Origin of the sequence: Streptomyces sp. NBC_01267, from assembly GCF_036241575.1 — a bacterium.
GTDB lineage: Bacteria > Actinomycetota > Actinomycetes > Streptomycetales > Streptomycetaceae > Streptomyces.
The window spans coordinates 6,731,777-6,746,866 of the sequence record NZ_CP108455.1; the positions used below are offsets into that span (position 1 = coordinate 6,731,777).

General features: G+C 68.6%; 14 protein-coding genes. 9 read left to right on the forward strand and 5 right to left on the reverse strand.

Annotation, left to right across the window (positions count from 1 at the left end):
• Positions 1–374: 374 nt before the first annotated feature.
• The 3 genes from OG709_RS30210 to OG709_RS30220 all read right to left on the reverse strand — a co-directional run bounded on the left by OG709_RS30210 (position 375) and on the right by OG709_RS30220 (position 3,779).
• Positions 375–1,832, reverse strand: coding sequence for a catalase (locus OG709_RS30210; RefSeq protein ID WP_250305971.1), 1,458 nt, complete (start codon positions 1,830–1,832; stop codon positions 375–377).
• Positions 1,833–2,031: 199 nt separating this feature from the next.
• Positions 2,032–2,922, reverse strand: a complete 891-nt coding sequence (locus OG709_RS30215; RefSeq protein ID WP_250305973.1) for a 2-hydroxy-3-oxopropionate reductase — start codon at positions 2,920–2,922, stop codon at positions 2,032–2,034.
• A 35-nt stretch (positions 2,923–2,957) separates the two neighbouring features.
• Positions 2,958–3,779, reverse strand: a complete 822-nt coding sequence (locus OG709_RS30220; RefSeq protein ID WP_266646186.1) for a TIM barrel protein — start codon at positions 3,777–3,779, stop codon at positions 2,958–2,960.
• Positions 3,780–3,903: 124 nt separating this feature from the next.
• On the opposite strand from OG709_RS30220, the gene OG709_RS30225 reads away from it, so the two are divergent.
• The 7 genes from OG709_RS30225 to OG709_RS30255 all read left to right on the forward strand — a co-directional run bounded on the left by OG709_RS30225 (position 3,904) and on the right by OG709_RS30255 (position 9,857).
• A complete protein-coding gene (locus OG709_RS30225; protein WP_250305975.1) occupies positions 3,904–4,167 on the forward strand; it encodes a hypothetical protein in 264 nt (87 codons plus the stop codon).
• The gene (locus OG709_RS30230) at positions 4,164–4,541 is read left to right on the forward strand and encodes a helix-turn-helix domain-containing protein (protein ID WP_250305977.1); all 378 of its coding nucleotides are present in this window, start codon (positions 4,164–4,166) and stop codon (positions 4,539–4,541) included. Before OG709_RS30225 ends, OG709_RS30230 begins: the two co-directional genes overlap by 4 nt.
• 181 nt (positions 4,542–4,722) lie before the next feature.
• Entirely contained in the window at positions 4,723–5,274 is a 552-nt protein-coding gene (gene uraD, locus OG709_RS30235; protein WP_250305982.1) for a 2-oxo-4-hydroxy-4-carboxy-5-ureidoimidazoline decarboxylase, read from the forward strand.
• Between the two features lie 5 nt (positions 5,275–5,279).
• Entirely contained in the window at positions 5,280–5,669 is a 390-nt protein-coding gene (gene uraH, locus OG709_RS30240; RefSeq protein WP_250305983.1) for a hydroxyisourate hydrolase, read from the forward strand.
• A gap of 7 nt (positions 5,670–5,676) precedes the next feature.
• Positions 5,677–6,600 carry a factor-independent urate hydroxylase gene (gene pucL / locus OG709_RS30245; protein WP_250305984.1) on the forward strand — a complete coding sequence of 308 codons (924 nt, stop codon included), beginning with the start codon at positions 5,677–5,679 and terminating at the stop codon, positions 6,598–6,600.
• A 161-nt stretch (positions 6,601–6,761) separates the two neighbouring features.
• On the forward strand, positions 6,762–8,147 hold the full coding sequence (locus tag OG709_RS30250; RefSeq protein WP_250305989.1) for an 8-oxoguanine deaminase: 1,386 nt from the start codon (positions 6,762–6,764) through the stop codon (positions 8,145–8,147).
• A 276-nt stretch (positions 8,148–8,423) separates the two neighbouring features.
• Entirely contained in the window at positions 8,424–9,857 is a 1,434-nt protein-coding gene (locus OG709_RS30255) for a nucleobase:cation symporter-2 family protein (RefSeq protein WP_266646080.1), read from the forward strand.
• A gap of 76 nt (positions 9,858–9,933) precedes the next feature.
• Here the strand turns inward: OG709_RS30255 and OG709_RS30260 are convergent, their stop codons facing one another.
• Entirely contained in the window at positions 9,934–10,794 is an 861-nt protein-coding gene (locus OG709_RS30260; protein ID WP_250305991.1) for a chitosanase, read from the reverse strand.
• 258 nt (positions 10,795–11,052) lie between these two features.
• On the opposite strand from OG709_RS30260, the gene OG709_RS30265 reads away from it, so the two are divergent.
• The gene (locus OG709_RS30265) at positions 11,053–11,736 is read left to right on the forward strand and encodes an alpha/beta fold hydrolase (RefSeq protein ID WP_250305992.1); all 684 of its coding nucleotides are present in this window, start codon (positions 11,053–11,055) and stop codon (positions 11,734–11,736) included.
• Between the two features lie 170 nt (positions 11,737–11,906).
• Here OG709_RS30265 and OG709_RS30270 read toward each other — a convergent pair whose 3' ends face one another.
• The gene (locus OG709_RS30270) at positions 11,907–12,515 is read right to left on the reverse strand and encodes a TIGR03086 family metal-binding protein (RefSeq protein WP_250305993.1); all 609 of its coding nucleotides are present in this window, start codon (positions 12,513–12,515) and stop codon (positions 11,907–11,909) included.
• A 249-nt stretch (positions 12,516–12,764) separates the two neighbouring features.
• On the opposite strand from OG709_RS30270, the gene OG709_RS30275 reads away from it, so the two are divergent.
• Complete coding sequence (locus OG709_RS30275; protein WP_329168400.1) at positions 12,765–15,062, forward strand: glycosyl hydrolase family 18 protein; 2,298 nt, start codon at positions 12,765–12,767, stop codon at positions 15,060–15,062.
• The last annotated feature ends 28 nt before the right edge of the window (positions 15,063–15,090 follow it).

Here is a 15,090-nt window from a genome sequence, read left to right on the forward strand (position 1 = left end):
AGCAGAAGACCGTAGTCCCTGCTCCGTGCTCCCGCACCGGAATATGGTGCCGCCCGACGACGCGAGACTGGGCGCGACAGGACATTCGCGCCACCGGGCGGGGCTTGTGGTGGTGCTCGCCGATCCCTGACTCCCGTAATGGATACGGCAGTTGGGGAAGCAGGGGACCGCGGCGGAGGCGATCGGCCCTCGCGGTCCCGAACCTTCAGGTCAGGAAAGGGACCGGTGGGCCTTCACCACCGCACTGGCATCGTCACTCCGCCGCGGTCCGCAGGCTCGTCCGCACCCCGGCCACCCCTCATCGGGCCGGTGGTACGGACTGCGCCGGTGGTCCGACCTCCCGTCGGACCATCGGCGCCGTCTCTCGGTGCTGCTCAGTCCTCGCGCAGGGCGTGGACGGCTTCCTCGACGCGCTTGCCGTACTCGGTGTCCGCGGCGCGGAAGTGCGCGAGGTTCTTCTCGACCACGTCGTCGAGGGTGACCTGCGAGAGGCCGCCCGCGATGTTGGCGACCAGCCGGGACTTCTCGTCCTCGGACATCAGCCGGTAGAGCTCGCCCGCCTGGAAGAAGTCGTCGTCCTTGGCGTGCTCGGCGGCGGCGTGGGCGCCGGTCCAGCCGGAGACGGCCAGTGGGGCGGCCAGTGCGGCGTCCGTCTGGGCCGGTCCCGCGTACGAGTTGGGCTCGTAGTTCTTGTCGTGGCGCGCGCCGTGCCGGGTCGCCATGGCGCCGTCCCGGCCGTAGTTGTCCGCCGTGGCGTTCCGCGGCGCGTTGACGGGCAGCTGCGTGTGGTTGATGCCCACGCGGTAGCGCTGTGCGTCGGCGTACGCGAACAGGCGGCCCTGGAGCATCTTGTCGGGCGAAGGGCCGATCCCGGGAACGAAGTTGTTCGGGGAGAACGCGGCCTGCTCGACCTCGGCGAAGACGTTGTCCGGGTTGCGGTCGAGGACCAGTCGGCCCACCCGCTGCAATGGGTAGTCGCTGTGCGGCCACACCTTCGTGACGTCGAAGGGGTTGAAGCGGTAGCCGGCGGCGTCGGCGGCGGGCATGACCTGGACGTGCAGCGTCCAGGACGGGTTGACGCCCCGCTCGATGGCCTGGAGCAGGTCCGTCTGGTGGCTGTTGGCGTCCTTGCCCACCAGCTCGGCGGCCTGGTCCGCGGAGAGGCTGCGGACACCCTGGTTGGTCTTGAAGTGGTACTTGACGAAGAAGGCCTCGCCCCGGGCGTTCGTCCACTGGTAGGTGTGCGAGCCGTAGCCGTTCATGTGGCGGTACGAGGCGGGGATGCCGCGGTCGCCCATCAGCCAGGTCACCTGGTGGGTGGCCTCGGGGGAGTGCGCCCAGAAGTCCCAGACGTTGTCCGGCTCCTGCTTGCCGGTGAACGGGTCGCGCTTCTGGGAGTGGATGAAGTCCGGGAACTTGATGGGGTCCTTGATGAAGAACACCGGGGTGTTGTTGCCGACGAGGTCGTAATTGCCCTCCTCGGTGTAGAACTTCAGCGCGAAGCCGCGCGGGTCGCGGACCGCGTCCGCGCCGCCCAGCGAGTCGGCCACGGTCGAGAAGCGGATGAACGTCTCGGTGCGCCTGCCCACGGCGGAGAGGAAGTCGGCCCGGGTGAAGCCGGTGACGTCGTCGGTCACCTCGAAGTAGCCGTACGCGCCGGAGCCACGGGCGTGGACGACGCGCTCCGGGATGCGCTCGCGGTTGAACCGGGCGAGCTTCTCCAGCAGGTGCTGGTCCTGGAGGAGGATCGGGCCGCCGACGCCGGCGGTGGCGGAGTTCTGGTTGTCGGCGACCGGGGCGCCTGACTCGGTCGTAAGCACGCGCTTCGACATCGTGGACCTTCCGTACTGGGGCTGCTGACGGCTTGAGGAGCGTAAATATGCTGCGAACGTCACGTCAACAGTTTGTTGAAATTTAGGTTCGGGGGTACCGGGCCGCGGCAGCGCCTGGGCGCGACAGGACAGGTGTCAGCGCTGCCGCGGCCCGGAGTTGAGAGGAGGCCGGAGCCTCGGAAGGAGGAGGAGCGGTGCCTCAGACCTGGGTGCCGGACAGCCGCTCGACCGAGCGCAGCAGCGCCGAGTGGTCCAGGCCGCCGTCGCCCTGGGCGCGGAGCGAGGCGACCAACTGGGCGACCACCGCCCCCACCGGCAGCGCGGCGCCGACATTGCGGGCGGCGTCGGTGACGATGCCCATGTCCTTGTGGTGCAGGTCGATCCGGAAGCCGGGCTTGAAGTCCCGGTTCAGGAAGTTGTCCTTCTTGCGGGTCAGGACGGTCGAACCGGCCAGCCCGCCGTTGAGGACGTCGAGGGCCGCGGCCAGGTTCACGCCGGACTTCTCCAGGAAGACCACGGCCTCGGCGCAGGCCTGGATGTTGACCGCCACGATCAGCTGGTTGGCGGCCTTCACCGTCTGGCCCGAGCCGTGCGGACCGCAGAGCACGATGGTCCTGCCCAGCGCGTCCAGGATCGGCTTCGCGGCGTCGAAGTCGGCCTGCTCGCCGCCGACCATGATGGACAGTACGGCCTCGATGGCCCCGGCCTCGCCGCCGGACACCGGGGCGTCCAGGACCCGCAGGCCCTTCTCGCCGCCCGCCTTGCCCAGGTCGACCGAGGTCTGCGGGGTGATCGACGACATGTCGATCAGCAGCGCGCCCGGCTTCGCGTTCTCCAGGATGCCGTCCGCGCCGTAGGCGATGGCCTCGACCTGAGGGGACGCGGGCACCATGGTGATCACCACGTCGGCGTCGCGTACCGCCTCGGCGATCGAGGAGGCGGCGGTGCCTCCGGCGGCCGAGAGCCGGTCCAGCTTGTCCTGTTCCAGGGTGTAGCCGGTCACGGAGTAGCCGGCCTTGATCAGGTTCTCGGACATCGGGGAGCCCATGATGCCGAGGCCGATCCAGGCGACCTTGGGGAGCTTGCTCATGCGGGGTGCCTCTTTCAACACGCGGGTGGAGACGGTCAGTTGGGGAGCCAGCCGAAGGCCTCGGCGCTCGGGCGGTCGCCCGGCTTGTACTCCAGGCCGACCCGGCCGTCGTATCCGGCCTTGGTCAGCCGGTCGAGCAGGTCCTCCAGCGGCAGCGTGCCCGTACCGGGCGCACCGCGGCCGGGGTTGTCCGCGATCTGTACGTGGCCGGTCTGTGCGGCGTAGGTGTCGATCACCTCGTTGAGGTCCTCGCCGTTCATCGACAGGTGGTACAGGTCGAGCAGGAACTTCGCGTTCCCGAGCCCCGTCAGGGCGTTGACCTTGTCGACCACCTCGATGGCGGCCGGGGCGCTCACCAGCGGGCAGAGCGGCGACTCCGGCTTGTTGAGAGCCTCGATGAGCAGGATCGCGCCCACCCGGTCGGCCGCGCGGGCCGCTGTCGTGAGGTTCTCCAGGGCCAGTGCGTCCTGGACCGCCGGGTCCACGCCCTCGACGCGGTTGCCGTACAGCGCGTTGAGCGCCTTGCAGCCGACCGACGCGGCGAAATCGGCCGCCACGTCGATGTTGGCGCGGAAGCGGTCGGACTCCTGGCCGGGGACGGAGAGTGCGCCGCGGTCCGGGCCGGGCAGCCGGCCGGCGTAGAAGTTGAGTCCCACCAGCTGGGTGCCGGCGTCGTCGAGCGCCTTCTTGAGGGCGTCGAGCTCGGCCTGCGGAGGGGTGGGGGTCTCGATCCAGGGCCACCACAGCTCGACCGCGCCGAAGCCCGCCGCGGCGGCAGCCGCGGGACGCTCCAGGAGCGGGAGTTCCGTGAAGAGGATCGAGAGGTTCACATCGAAGCGCTGGTCCGTGTAGCCCATAAGGCGTTCGGCGCTCCTTCCGTATTGCGGAAGTTAGTTTCTACTTGATGGAAGATTGCCTGGTGGGTCGTGAGGCTGTCAAGAGGGCTCCCGAATTTCGTGGCCTGCGCAGTAGGTTGAGCGCGTGCGATTGAGAGTGGAATTCACGACCGAGCCCTTCGACCTGGACGATGCGCCACCCCATGCGGTGGTGGCTCGCGAGGTCATTCAGGCGGCCGAGCTGGACGCGGTGGACGTCGGACCGTTCGGCAACACCGCGGAAGGCGCATCCGACGCCGTACTGACCGCGGTCGACGCGCTGCTGCGCCGTGCGCTGGGGGCGGGCGCCACCCGTGTCTCGCTCCAGGTGAACGTGATCGGGCCCGACGGCGAGGAGGGGGCGCGGTGACCGCGCCGGGGGAGCACCCGCTGATCGCCGCGGTGAAGCCGCTGGTCGACGCCATGGGCGCCGAGATCCTCGTACCCGGACAGGCGGCGGAGGACGACGTGGTCCTGGCCTGGGAGGGTGAGGACGTCCTGGCCGTGCGGCTGCCGCAGCTCTCCGACTCGCTGGATCACATACTGGTGGCGATGGAGCGCAGGCACGGGATGCCGCTGTCCGAGCTCGACCGGAGGACGAAACAGTCGGTCGTGCGGATACTGGAGTCGCGCGGGGCCTTCTCCGTGCGGCACGGTGTGGAGACCGTGGCAGGTGCGCTCGGAGTCAGCCGTTTCACCGTCTACAACTACCTGAACAGGGAGAACGCCACCAAGGGTGAATGACTGCAGGTTCGGAGCAGTCGGCCGCCGCCCGGTAACCGGGCGGCGGTTTTTGTCTCTCCAAGTTTTCAACAAAGTGTTGACGTGGTGTTTCCGAGGGCGTTAGCTGTCCGCAGCCCGTCCAGCACAAGGCCCCTCACAAGGCCACGGCACAAGGCCACAGCACAAGGCCACGGAGGTCCCCGTGACTTCGAGTTCACTGCGCTTGCCGGGGGAGGACCCTGCAACCCCCGAGGGTCTCGCCCGGTTCAACACCCTGCGGGACAGTGCGGCGCGAGCCGTACTCCACGAGGTGTGCGCCAGTTCTGCCTGGGGGAGCAAAATCCTCGCCCAGCGCCCTTTCGCCACCGCGGAAGCCCTCTTCCTCGCCAGCGACGCCGCAACGGCCGAACTGACCGCGGAAGATCTGGCCGAGGCGATGGCGGGGCACCCGCCGATCGGCCGCCCGAAACCCGGTGACCCGACATCGTCCCGTGAACAGCGGGGGATGGCCGGGGCCTCGGAGGAGCTCAAGGTCGAGATGCTCGAACTGAACCTGGCCTACCAGGAGAGGTTCGGACATGTCTTTCTGATCTGCGCGACCGGCGCGACCGGCGAGCAGATGCGCGACGCGATGAAGGCCCGGATCATCAACACACCCGAGCGGGAGCGCGAGTTGGTGCGCGTCGAGCTCGGCAGGATCAACCGGATCCGGCTGGACATCGTGGTCGCCGCAGTCGCAGAACAAGGAGAGTGAAGGTCTTGAGCACACAGACCACCGCATCGGTGTCCACGCACATCCTGGACACCAGCGTGGGACGCCCCGCCGAGGGTGTCGCCATCGCGCTCGCGGCCCGCAGCGGCCCCGACGCGCAGTGGGTGGCACTGGGCGGATCGGCGACCGACGCGGACGGGCGCTGCAAGGACCTGCCGGCCCTGCCGGAAGGAACCACCCAGGTACGGCTCGACTTCGAGACCGGGCCGTACTTCTCCAAGAAACAAGCCGAGGCACAGCAGGACGCCCCCCGCGTAAGGGACAGCGGCGCTTTCTTCCCGGAGGTGGCGATCACATTCGCCGTCGTACCGGGTGAGCACTTCCACGTACCGCTGCTGCTCAACCCGTTCGGCTACTCCGTATACCGAGGGAGCTAGCACCGACATGCCCACGATTCTCGGCCAGAACCAGTACGGCAAAGCAGAGAACCGCGTAGTCAAGATCACGCGGGACGGCGACACCCACCACATCAAGGACCTGAACGTCTCTGTCGCCCTCTCCGGCGACATGGACGACGTCCACTACTCCGGCTCCAACGCCAGCGTCCTGACGACCGATGCCACCAAGAACACGGTGTTCGCGTTCGCCAAGGAGCACGGCATCGAGTCCGCCGAGCAGTTCGGCATCCACCTGGCCAGGCACTTCGTGACGACCCAGGACGCGATCAAGGTCGCGCGGATCCGGATCGAGGAGTACGCCTGGGAGCGCATCGCCACCTCCGGCAACAGCTCCCAGTTCATCGGCGCCGACGAGGTCAGGCACTCCTTCGTCCGCAAGGGCCAGGAACTGCGCACCACCGAGATCACCTTCGACGGGGAGAAGTGGCAGGTCATCTCCGGCCTGAAGGACCTGACGGTGATGAACTCCACCAACTCGGAGTTCTGGGGCTACGCCAAGGACAAGTACACGACGCTCCAGGAGACCTACGACCGTATCCTCGCGACCGCGGTCTCCGCCAAGTGGCGGTACAACTGGACCGACGACGCGGCCCGGATGCCGAACTGGGACAAGTCCTACGAGCAGGCGAAGAAGCACATGCTCCAGGCCTTCGCCGAGACGTACTCGCTCTCCCTGCAGCAGACCATGTACCAGATGGGCTCACGCATCATCAACAGCCGCAGTGAGATAGACGAGATCCGGTTCTCGCTGCCGAACAAGCACCACTTCCTGGTGGACCTGGAGCCGTTCGGGCTCAAGAACGACAACGAGGTCTACTTCGCGGCCGACCGCCCGTACGGACTCATCGAGGCCACCATCCTGCGGGACGGCGCCGAGGCCCGGATCCCGGTCGACATGACCAACCTCTGAGACCGACCGGTACGTCACCGCCGGCTGAGGCCACCGCCGGCGGTGGCGTACCGGAAACCCACTGAACTGCACTCTTTCGGCACCCGGAGCCACGCGGCTGCGGCACTCAAATCCTCCTGGGTCCTGCCGTGCCCTTCGCCACTGCGAGAGAAGGAATCCTCATGGCACCAACGGCAGCCGCGCGCACGGTCATCGAGAACGTAGCCATCGCGACGGTCGACGCCCACGACACCGAGTACGCATCGGGCCATGTCGTGGTCGCGGGGAACCGCATCGAGTCCCTCGGGTCCGGCAGGGCGCCCGAAGGGCTCACCGATGTCGTACGCCGGATCGACGGCACCGGCCATCTGGTCACCCCGGGACTGGTCAACACCCATCACCACTTCTACCAGTGGATCACCCGTGGGCTGGCCACCGACCACAACCTGTTCAACTGGCTCGTCGCGCTGTACCCGACGTGGGCGCGCATCGACGAGCAGATGGCGCGCACGGCCGCGCAGGGCTCCCTCGCCATGATGGCGCGCGGCGGTGTCACCACCGCGATGGACCACCACTACGTCTACCCGCAGGGCGCCGGCGACCTGTCGGGCGCGATCATCGGGGCCGCCGCCGAGACCGGTGTGCGCTTCACCCTCGCCCGCGGCTCCATGGACCGCAGCCAGAAGGACGGCGGGCTGCCCCCGGACTTCGCCGTCGAGACCCTGGAAGGCGCGCTCGCCGGCACCGAGGAGACCGTCGACCGGTACCACGACGCCTCGTTCGACGCGATGACCCAGGTCGCCGTCGCGCCGTGCTCACCCTTCTCGGTGTCCACCGAACTCATGCGGCAAGGCGCCGAGTTGGCTCGCCGCAAGGGTCTGCGGCTGCACACCCACGGCAGTGAGACCGTCGAGGAGGAGCAGTTCTGCAAGGAACTGTTCGGGATGGGCCCGACCGACTACTTCGAGTCGACCGGCTGGCTCGGCAGCGATGTGTGGATGGCGCACTGCGTCCACATGAACGACTCCGACATCGCCGCCTTCGCCCGTACCGGTACCGGTGTCGCGCACTGCCCGTCCTCCAACGCCCGCCTCGCCGCCGGCATCGCCCGGGTCCCCGACATGCTCGGGGCGGGCGTCCCGGTCGGCCTCGGGGTCGACGGCACCGCGTCCAACGAGTCCGGCGAACTCCACACCGAGTTGCGCAACGCCCTGCTCATCAACCGCCTCGGCACCCACCGCGAAGCGGCCCTGAACGCCCGTCAGGCCCTGCGCCTCGGTACGTACGGGGGAGCCCAAGTCCTGGGCCGTGCAGCGGAGATCGGCTCCCTGGAGCCCGGAAAGCTGGCCGACCTGGTGCTCTGGAAGATGGACACGCTGGCCCACGCCTCGATCTCCGACCCGGTGACCGCGCTCGTCTTCGGCGCCGCCGCCCCCGTCGCCCTCTCCCTCGTGAACGGCCTCACCGTCGTCGAGGACAGCCACCTGACCACGGTGGACGAAGACGCCATCGCCCGCGCCACGCGGGTCGAGGCGCAGCGCCTCGCGCGGATCGCCGCGCAGGACTGAGCCCGTACGAGCTCCGGCCGGGGAGGACGGTCCCCGGCCGGCGGCCGTGAGCCCGAGCGGGGTTCACGGCAGCCGTGACCGGGGGGTGTGTGCCCAGAGTGCATGCACCCTCCGGTGCGGTGACCTACCCGGAACCGTCCTGGAACCGACCCGGAACCTCCTCTCCGTACCGTCCGGGCTCCGATCCCCACCTTCACCCGCAGCCGCACCTGCACTCCGCACCACCTCCCTGACACCCACGTCACCGACGACGTGTACCCGACCGGAGGAGCCGTCGTGGCCGCCGAGCCCAGGTTTCGCAATGATGCAGCAGCCGTATCCGTCGACGCGGAACCGTCCGGAGGGCCTGAGACCTCCGTGAAGCATCCGGTCGACGAAGTCCTTCCGCCCGTCAGGATGTTCACCAGCGGCCTCCAGCATGTGGCCGCCATGTACGCGGGAGTTGTCGCCCCGCCGATGATCGTGGGCCCCGCCGTGGGGCTCAGCGCCAAGGAGACCGCCTTCCTCGTCGGGGCGAGTCTGTTCACCGCGGGTATCGCGACCCTGCTCCAGACCCTCGGGTTCTGGCGGGTCGGCGCCCGGCTGCCGTTCGTCAACGGTGTCTCGTTTGCCGGTGTCACGCCGATGATCGCCATCGGCAAGGGCCGGGGACACGACGGCATCGCGGTCATCCTCGGCGCGATCATCGTCGCGAGCGTGCTGGGGTTCCTGCTCGCCCCGTACTTCAGCAAGCTGGTCCGCTTCTTCCCGCCCGTCGTCACCGGTACCGTCATCACCCTCATAGGGGTCTCGCTGCTGCCGGTCGCCTTCGGATGGGCCCAGGGCACCCAGGGAGCGGCGGACTACGGCTCGATGAAGAACATAGGGATGGCCGCCCTCACCCTGGTCATCGTGCTGGCCCTGCGGAAACTGCTCCGCGGCTTCTTCCAGCAGATAGCCATCCTGCTCGGCCTGGTGATCGGTACGGTCATCGCGATACCGATGGGCATGACCAGCTTCGACGCGATGCGCGACGCCGACCCGATCGGGTTCCCGACGCCCTTCCACTTCGGCGCCCCGCAGTTCGAGGTCTCCGCGATCGTCTCGATGTGCATCGTGATGCTGGTCTGTATGACCGAGTCGACCGCGGACATGCTGGCGCTCGGCAAGATCGTCGGCCGTCCCGCCGACGAGCGGACCATCGAGGGCGGGCTGCGCGCCGACACCATCGGCAGCCTGGTGAGCCAGTTCTTCAACGGCTTCATGGCGAGCGCCTTCGCGCAGAACATCGGCCTGGTCGCGATGACCAAGGTGCGCAGCCGCTACGTCGTCGCCACCGGCGGCGGGATCCTGATCCTGCTCGGCCTCTGTCCGATGGCCGCGTCGGCGATCGCCCTCGTACCGCTGCCGGTGCTGGGCGGCGCCGGGGTCGTGCTCTTCGGCTCGGTCGCGGCGAGCGGGGTGCAGACGCTGGCGAGCGCGGCCATGGAGAAGGGGGAGAACGCCCTGATCGTGGCGACCGCCCTCGGCATCGGGCTGATCCCGATAGCGGCGCCGGACTTCTACCAGGCCTTCCCGAAGGACGTTCTGGTGGTGCTCGACTCGGGCATCTCCACCGGATGTGTGGTGGCCATCGTGCTGAACCTGGCCTTCAACCATCTGGGTGCGGGGAAGAGCGTGGAGGAACCGGAGCAGCAGGCCGTACCGGAGGCGGCAGCCGCGATCCGCTGACACCGGCGGGACAGATACGGCGCGTACCGCACCGCTGAGGTGCCGTACGCGCCGTATCCGTGTGCCGGACCGCTGATCAGTTGATGGTGTACGGGTCCCCGTAGACCTTCCAGCTGAGCGGCGGGTTCAGGCCGAGGTTGCCGTTCTTCAGGAAGACGCGCTGCTCGGTGTCGACGCGGCTGGTGTCGCTGTGGGCCTCCTCCTGCTGCATCGCCCAGACCCGGGCGTCGAGGAAGGCGTTGAGGTAGGTGGTCTCGTTGCCGCCCTGGGCCGGGGTCTTGGCCTTGGCGAGAGCCCTCTTGCGGATGGAGCTGAAGCTGGTCTTGTCGTCACCGTCACCGTGCATGACGATCGCGTCGTAGTACGCGAACTGGCCGAGGGTTCCGATGCCGTCCGCCTTGCCCTGCTTGACGGCCGGGTCGAAGTAGACGCGGTCGCGCTCGTCGTTCTGCGCGGTCTGGAAGACCGTGTCCTTGGCCGCGGTCTTCCAGGCGCTCTCGAAGGCCGAGCCGAGACCCGAGTGCGAGTCGGAGCCGTTGACCTTCTTGAGTGCGGGGAGGTACTTGGCGAGCGGGTTGCCGGGCTCGCGGTTCGTGTACAGCGTCACCAGGTCCAGCATGTCCCCGGTGCCGGAACAGAAGCCGATGATGCCCGCGGTGTAGCCGCGACCGTCACCGATGTCCTCGATGTACTTGTACTGGGCCTTCCAGTCCAGCGAGGAGTTCTCCGCGCTGGAGACCAGCTTCATGGCGATTTCCTTCTTCGCCGGGTCGTCGAGTCCGGTCGCCGCAGCGGCCACCTGATGCGAACTCGTCTGCGGCGCAGGCGCGTTGGCGGCGTACGCGGTGGCGGGTACGGCCACCAGGGCCAGGCCGAGCACCGTGCGGGTGATGATCCTCTTGCGGCGTCCAGGGGTGGTGCGGTGGGGGGCGTTCACCAGTCCTCCAAGGGGAGTTCGTCCTTCAGGTGTTCTGTTAGGAAGCTTTCCTATCAGCTGTCCGGGGGGTCGTACACCCCCTGGGGAGAAAGGAGTTGAGCGAATGCGGTATGGGCAGGGCTGCCCTTGATCGTTGATCAACCCTACGAGGGTGGCTGTGGTGGTGCATTTTGTCCGACCCTGTCTCGCCGGGGTGGCCGGAGCCCCGGCGGCGCACCGCGGCGGAGGCAGGGCCCCGGGCGCTGTAGCGTCTTCGGTATGGACGATCACTCTGTAGTCGATGTCGGCGACGTACGGCTGGCCTACCGGACCTGGGGCGACCCCTTCGGGGCGCCGGTGGTGCTGCTGCACGGTCTCGGCGGTTCCTCCGCGACCTGGGAGGCGACCGGGCAGGCACTCGGCGAGGAGTGGCGGGTGTACGCCCTTGACCTGCGCGGACATGGTGAGAGCGACTGGCCGGACGAGTACTCGTTCGAACTGATGCGGGACGATGTGTTCGGCTTCCTGAACGAGCTGGACCTGGACCGGGTCGGGGTCGTCGGGCACTCCATGGGCGGCGTCGTCGCGTATCTGCTCGCCCAGGAGCATCCGGACCGGGTGGAGCGGCTCGTACTGGAGGAGACCCCGCCGCCGTTCCCCAGCGAAAGGCCCGAGCCCGTCCACCCGGACGCGCCGGTCGACTACGACTGGAACGCCGTGCCCGCCATCAAGAGTCAGGTCCGGGATCCCGAACCGGAGTGGGCCGAACGGCTCGACGAGATCGTGGCACCGACCCTGCTCGTGACCGGCGGCCCGGACAGCTCCATGCCGCAGGACCGGATCCCCGACATGGCCGCGAAGATCCCGGACTCCCGGATGATCACGATCCCGGTCGGTCACCGGGTGCACGAGCTGGAGCCGGGGCAGTTCTCGGCGGCGGTCAGCGAGTTCTTCACCAGCTGACGACCGGCCGGGAGTCGGCTGACACGACCGGCTGACGCGACCAGATGGCACGTCCGGCCGGCACGTCCGGCCTCACACGCGGAGAACGGTGAGCGCCGAGCGCGTCTCCCGAAACGAAACAGGACGCCCTGCGCCGGGTACGGCGCGGGGCGTCCTGTTTCGTTGCGTCCCTACGGCCGCCACTCCGGGCTGCGTCCGCTGGAACCGATCACCCGGTCGATGAACGGAGCCCCTTCGGGAACCGCGACCGCCGGGCCGAAGATGTCTGTCTGCCCGCCCTGGTTCATCATCTTCAGCAGCCCGTACGACACCTGAAGGCTCGCGTCGTCCACGGCGTACGGCTGTCCGGTCGCGCGGGCCAGGTCCCAGCCGTGCACGACCAGTTCGTTGAGGGCGACCTGCCCGGCCACCTCCGCGGGCAGGTCGACCGCCCCCGCCCTGGTCTGTCCTTCGCGCGACTCCGGGGTGCGCCAGGCGGCGGCGACCTCGTCGAGCTGCCTGGGAAGTACGGTCCGCCAGTCCGCTTCGAGTACGGGTTTCGTCGTGCCGGGGGCGGTGTCGGTGGCCGGCCCGAAGTCCTTCTCCGCCGCGGCGCGGAAGGCCGCGGTCAGTCCGACGACATGGGCCAGGAGCTCCCCGACGGAGTAGTCGGGGCACGGAGTGGGGCCGGACAGCTGCGTGTCGTCGATGGCGTCGAGGAGGTCTGCCACGGAGCGGGCGGCGGGGCCGAGATCGTAGGTATTCACACGCCTCAGACTGGCGCGCCGCCGAGAACTCATCGGTCAGCGAACCACCCGTCCGCGGGTGAACCACTCTCCCGCGCGAGCCGCGGCCCGGCCGGACGGTCATGCCCGGCGCGTCCCATCCGGACGGCCCCGGCCGCCGGGCGGTATTGGTCTGTACCTAGGTGGTCTGTACCTCTTGACGAACTGGTCCAGACCACCTAACTTCCACTGTGCTCCATGGCACCAAGGACATTCGCTCCCCCCTGAGGACCGCGCCTGCGGTCCCTGCCTCAAGGGAGAACCATGGTCGAGCACAGATCGTTCGGATCATTCAGACGCAGAACGGCGACATCCCTGATCGCCGTTCTCGGACTCCTACTCGCGCTGCTGTCCCTCCAGGCGACGCCCGCCCACGCGGCCGGCAAGCTGACGGCCACCTTCACCAGCGCGGACAACGGGCCCTGGTGGAAAGGGACCTACATCCTGCACAACGACGGCGACACCGCCGTGACCGGCTGGTCCCTGGAATTCGACCTGCCCTCCGGAGTGGCCATCAGCTCCTCGTACAACGGGACGGTCACCACCCAGGGCAGTCACATCACCGCCGTCAACGCCGCCTACAACGGCACCGTCGCGGCGCACAGCACCACCGAGCCGTACAGCTTCTGGTTCGTCGCCACCGGCCCGATCACCGCACCGGACGGCTGCCGGATCAACGGTGACAAGTGCGACGGCTCGGCGGACGCACCGCCGACCGCGCCCGGCGGACTCAAGCAGACGGACGTGACCGCCCACACCGCGACGCTCTCCTGGACGGCGTCCGCGGCGGGGGACTTCCCCGTCGCCTCGTACGACATCCTCGCGGGCGGCACCGTCGTGGGCAGCGCCACCGCCGCGACCAGCGGCACCGTCACCGGGCTGACCCCCGCCACCGCGTACTCCTTCACCGTCCGGGCCAAGGACACCCGCGGCAATGTCTCGGCCCAGAGCCCGCCGCTGGCGGTGACCACCGTGGATCCGGCGAGTGACACGTCCCCGCCGACGGCGCCCGGGGCCCTGCACTCCACCGGCGTCGACTCCAGCAGCGTCACCCTGGCCTGGACCGCCGCGACGGACAACCAGCGCGTCGCCGCGTACGACATCTACCGTGGCTCCGCGCTCGCCACGACGGTCTCGGGAACCACCACCACGGCGACCGTCGGCGGACTGTCGCCCTCGACGTCGTACACCTTCACCGTCAAGGCCCGTGACCCGGCGGACAACGCCTCACCGGCGAGCAACACGCTCACCGTGAAGACCGACGACATCGTCGGCAGCGGCAAATACGCCAAGGTCGGATACTTCGTCCAGTGGGGCATCTACGGCAGGCAGTACTTCGTCAAGAATCTCCAGGACTCCGGTGCGGCCTCGAAGCTGAACGTCCTCAACTACTCCTTCGAGAACATCGATCCCACCAACCTCACCTGTATGAACGGCGTCACGAAGGGCACCACGGCCGACCCCGAGGATCCTGACCAGGGGACCGGAGCCGGTGACGCGGACGCCGACTACGCCCGTCCGATGAGCGCCGCCCAGTCCGTGGACGGCGTCGCCGACGACGGCTGGGGCAAACTGCGCGGCAACTTCAACCAGTTGAAGAAGCTCAAGGCCCTCCACCCGGACCTGAAGATCCTGGTCTCGCTCGGCGGCTGGACCTACTCGAAGTACTTCTCCGACGTGGCCGCCACCGAGGCGTCCCGGCAGAAGTTCGTCTCCTCGTGCATCGACATGTACATCAAGGGCAACCTGCCCGAGTACTCGGGCGCGGGCGGCCCCGGCACCGCCGCCGGGATCTTCGACGGCTTCGACATCGACTGGGAGTGGCCGGGCACCGACACCGGACACCCCGGCAACCACTGGTCCGCCGACGACAAGGGCAACCTGACGCTGCTCCTCGCCGAATTCCGCAAGCAGATGGACGCGTTGGGCGGCGGACACCGGCTGCTCACCGCGTTCACCCCGGCCGACCCGCAGAAGATCAGCGACGGCTGGGACCTGACCAAGGTCTTCGACTCCCTCGATGTGGCCAACGTCCAGGGGTACGACTTCCACGGCTCGGGCAGCGACAACTCCTGGGAACCGGACCGCACCGGCGACCAGGCCAACCTCTACGCGGACGACGGCGACCCGTACGGCTTCCACTTCAGCGTGGACGCGGCCGTCAAGGCGTACACCGACGCGGGCGTCGAGCCGAGAAAGCTGACAGTCGGCATCCCGTTCTACGGCCGTGGCTGGCAGAACGTCACCGACGGCGGGGCGAACGGTGAATGGCAGTCGGCGGGCGGCGCCGCGCCGGGACAGTTCGCGGAGGAGGCGGGAACCCGCGGCTACGCCAACCTGATCGGCGCCTTTCCGACGATGACGATCCACCACGACGAACAGTCGGTGTCCACCTACGGGTACACCGGAAACCAGTGGTGGTCCTTCGACGACACCTGGTCCATCGGCAAGAAGACGGCCTATGTGAAGGACAAGGGCCTGCTGGGCGTCATGATCTGGGAGATGTCCGGCGACACCCCGCAGGGGACGCTGATGGGGGCACTCGACACCGGGCTGAAGTAGGACCGGCGCTGCTCCGCCCCCGGCGCTG

Coding starts and splice junctions, on each gene's coding strand:
- OG709_RS30210 (WP_250305971.1), bottom strand. CDS start 1,832: ATGTCGAAGCGCGTGCTTACGACCGAGTCAGGCGCCCCGGTCGCCGAC.
- OG709_RS30215 (WP_250305973.1), bottom strand. CDS start 2,922: ATGAGCAAGCTCCCCAAGGTCGCCTGGATCGGCCTCGGCATCATGGGC.
- OG709_RS30220 (WP_266646186.1), bottom strand. CDS start 3,779: ATGGGCTACACGGACCAGCGCTTCGATGTGAACCTCTCGATCCTCTTC.
- pucL (WP_250305984.1), top strand. CDS start 5,677: ATGCCCACGATTCTCGGCCAGAACCAGTACGGCAAAGCAGAGAACCGC.
- OG709_RS30250 (WP_250305989.1), top strand. CDS start 6,762: ATGGCACCAACGGCAGCCGCGCGCACGGTCATCGAGAACGTAGCCATC.
- OG709_RS30265 (WP_250305992.1), top strand. CDS start 11,053: ATGGACGATCACTCTGTAGTCGATGTCGGCGACGTACGGCTGGCCTAC.
- OG709_RS30270 (WP_250305993.1), bottom strand. CDS start 12,515: ATGAGTTCTCGGCGGCGCGCCAGTCTGAGGCGTGTGAATACCTACGAT.
- OG709_RS30275 (WP_329168400.1), top strand. CDS start 12,765: ATGGTCGAGCACAGATCGTTCGGATCATTCAGACGCAGAACGGCGACA.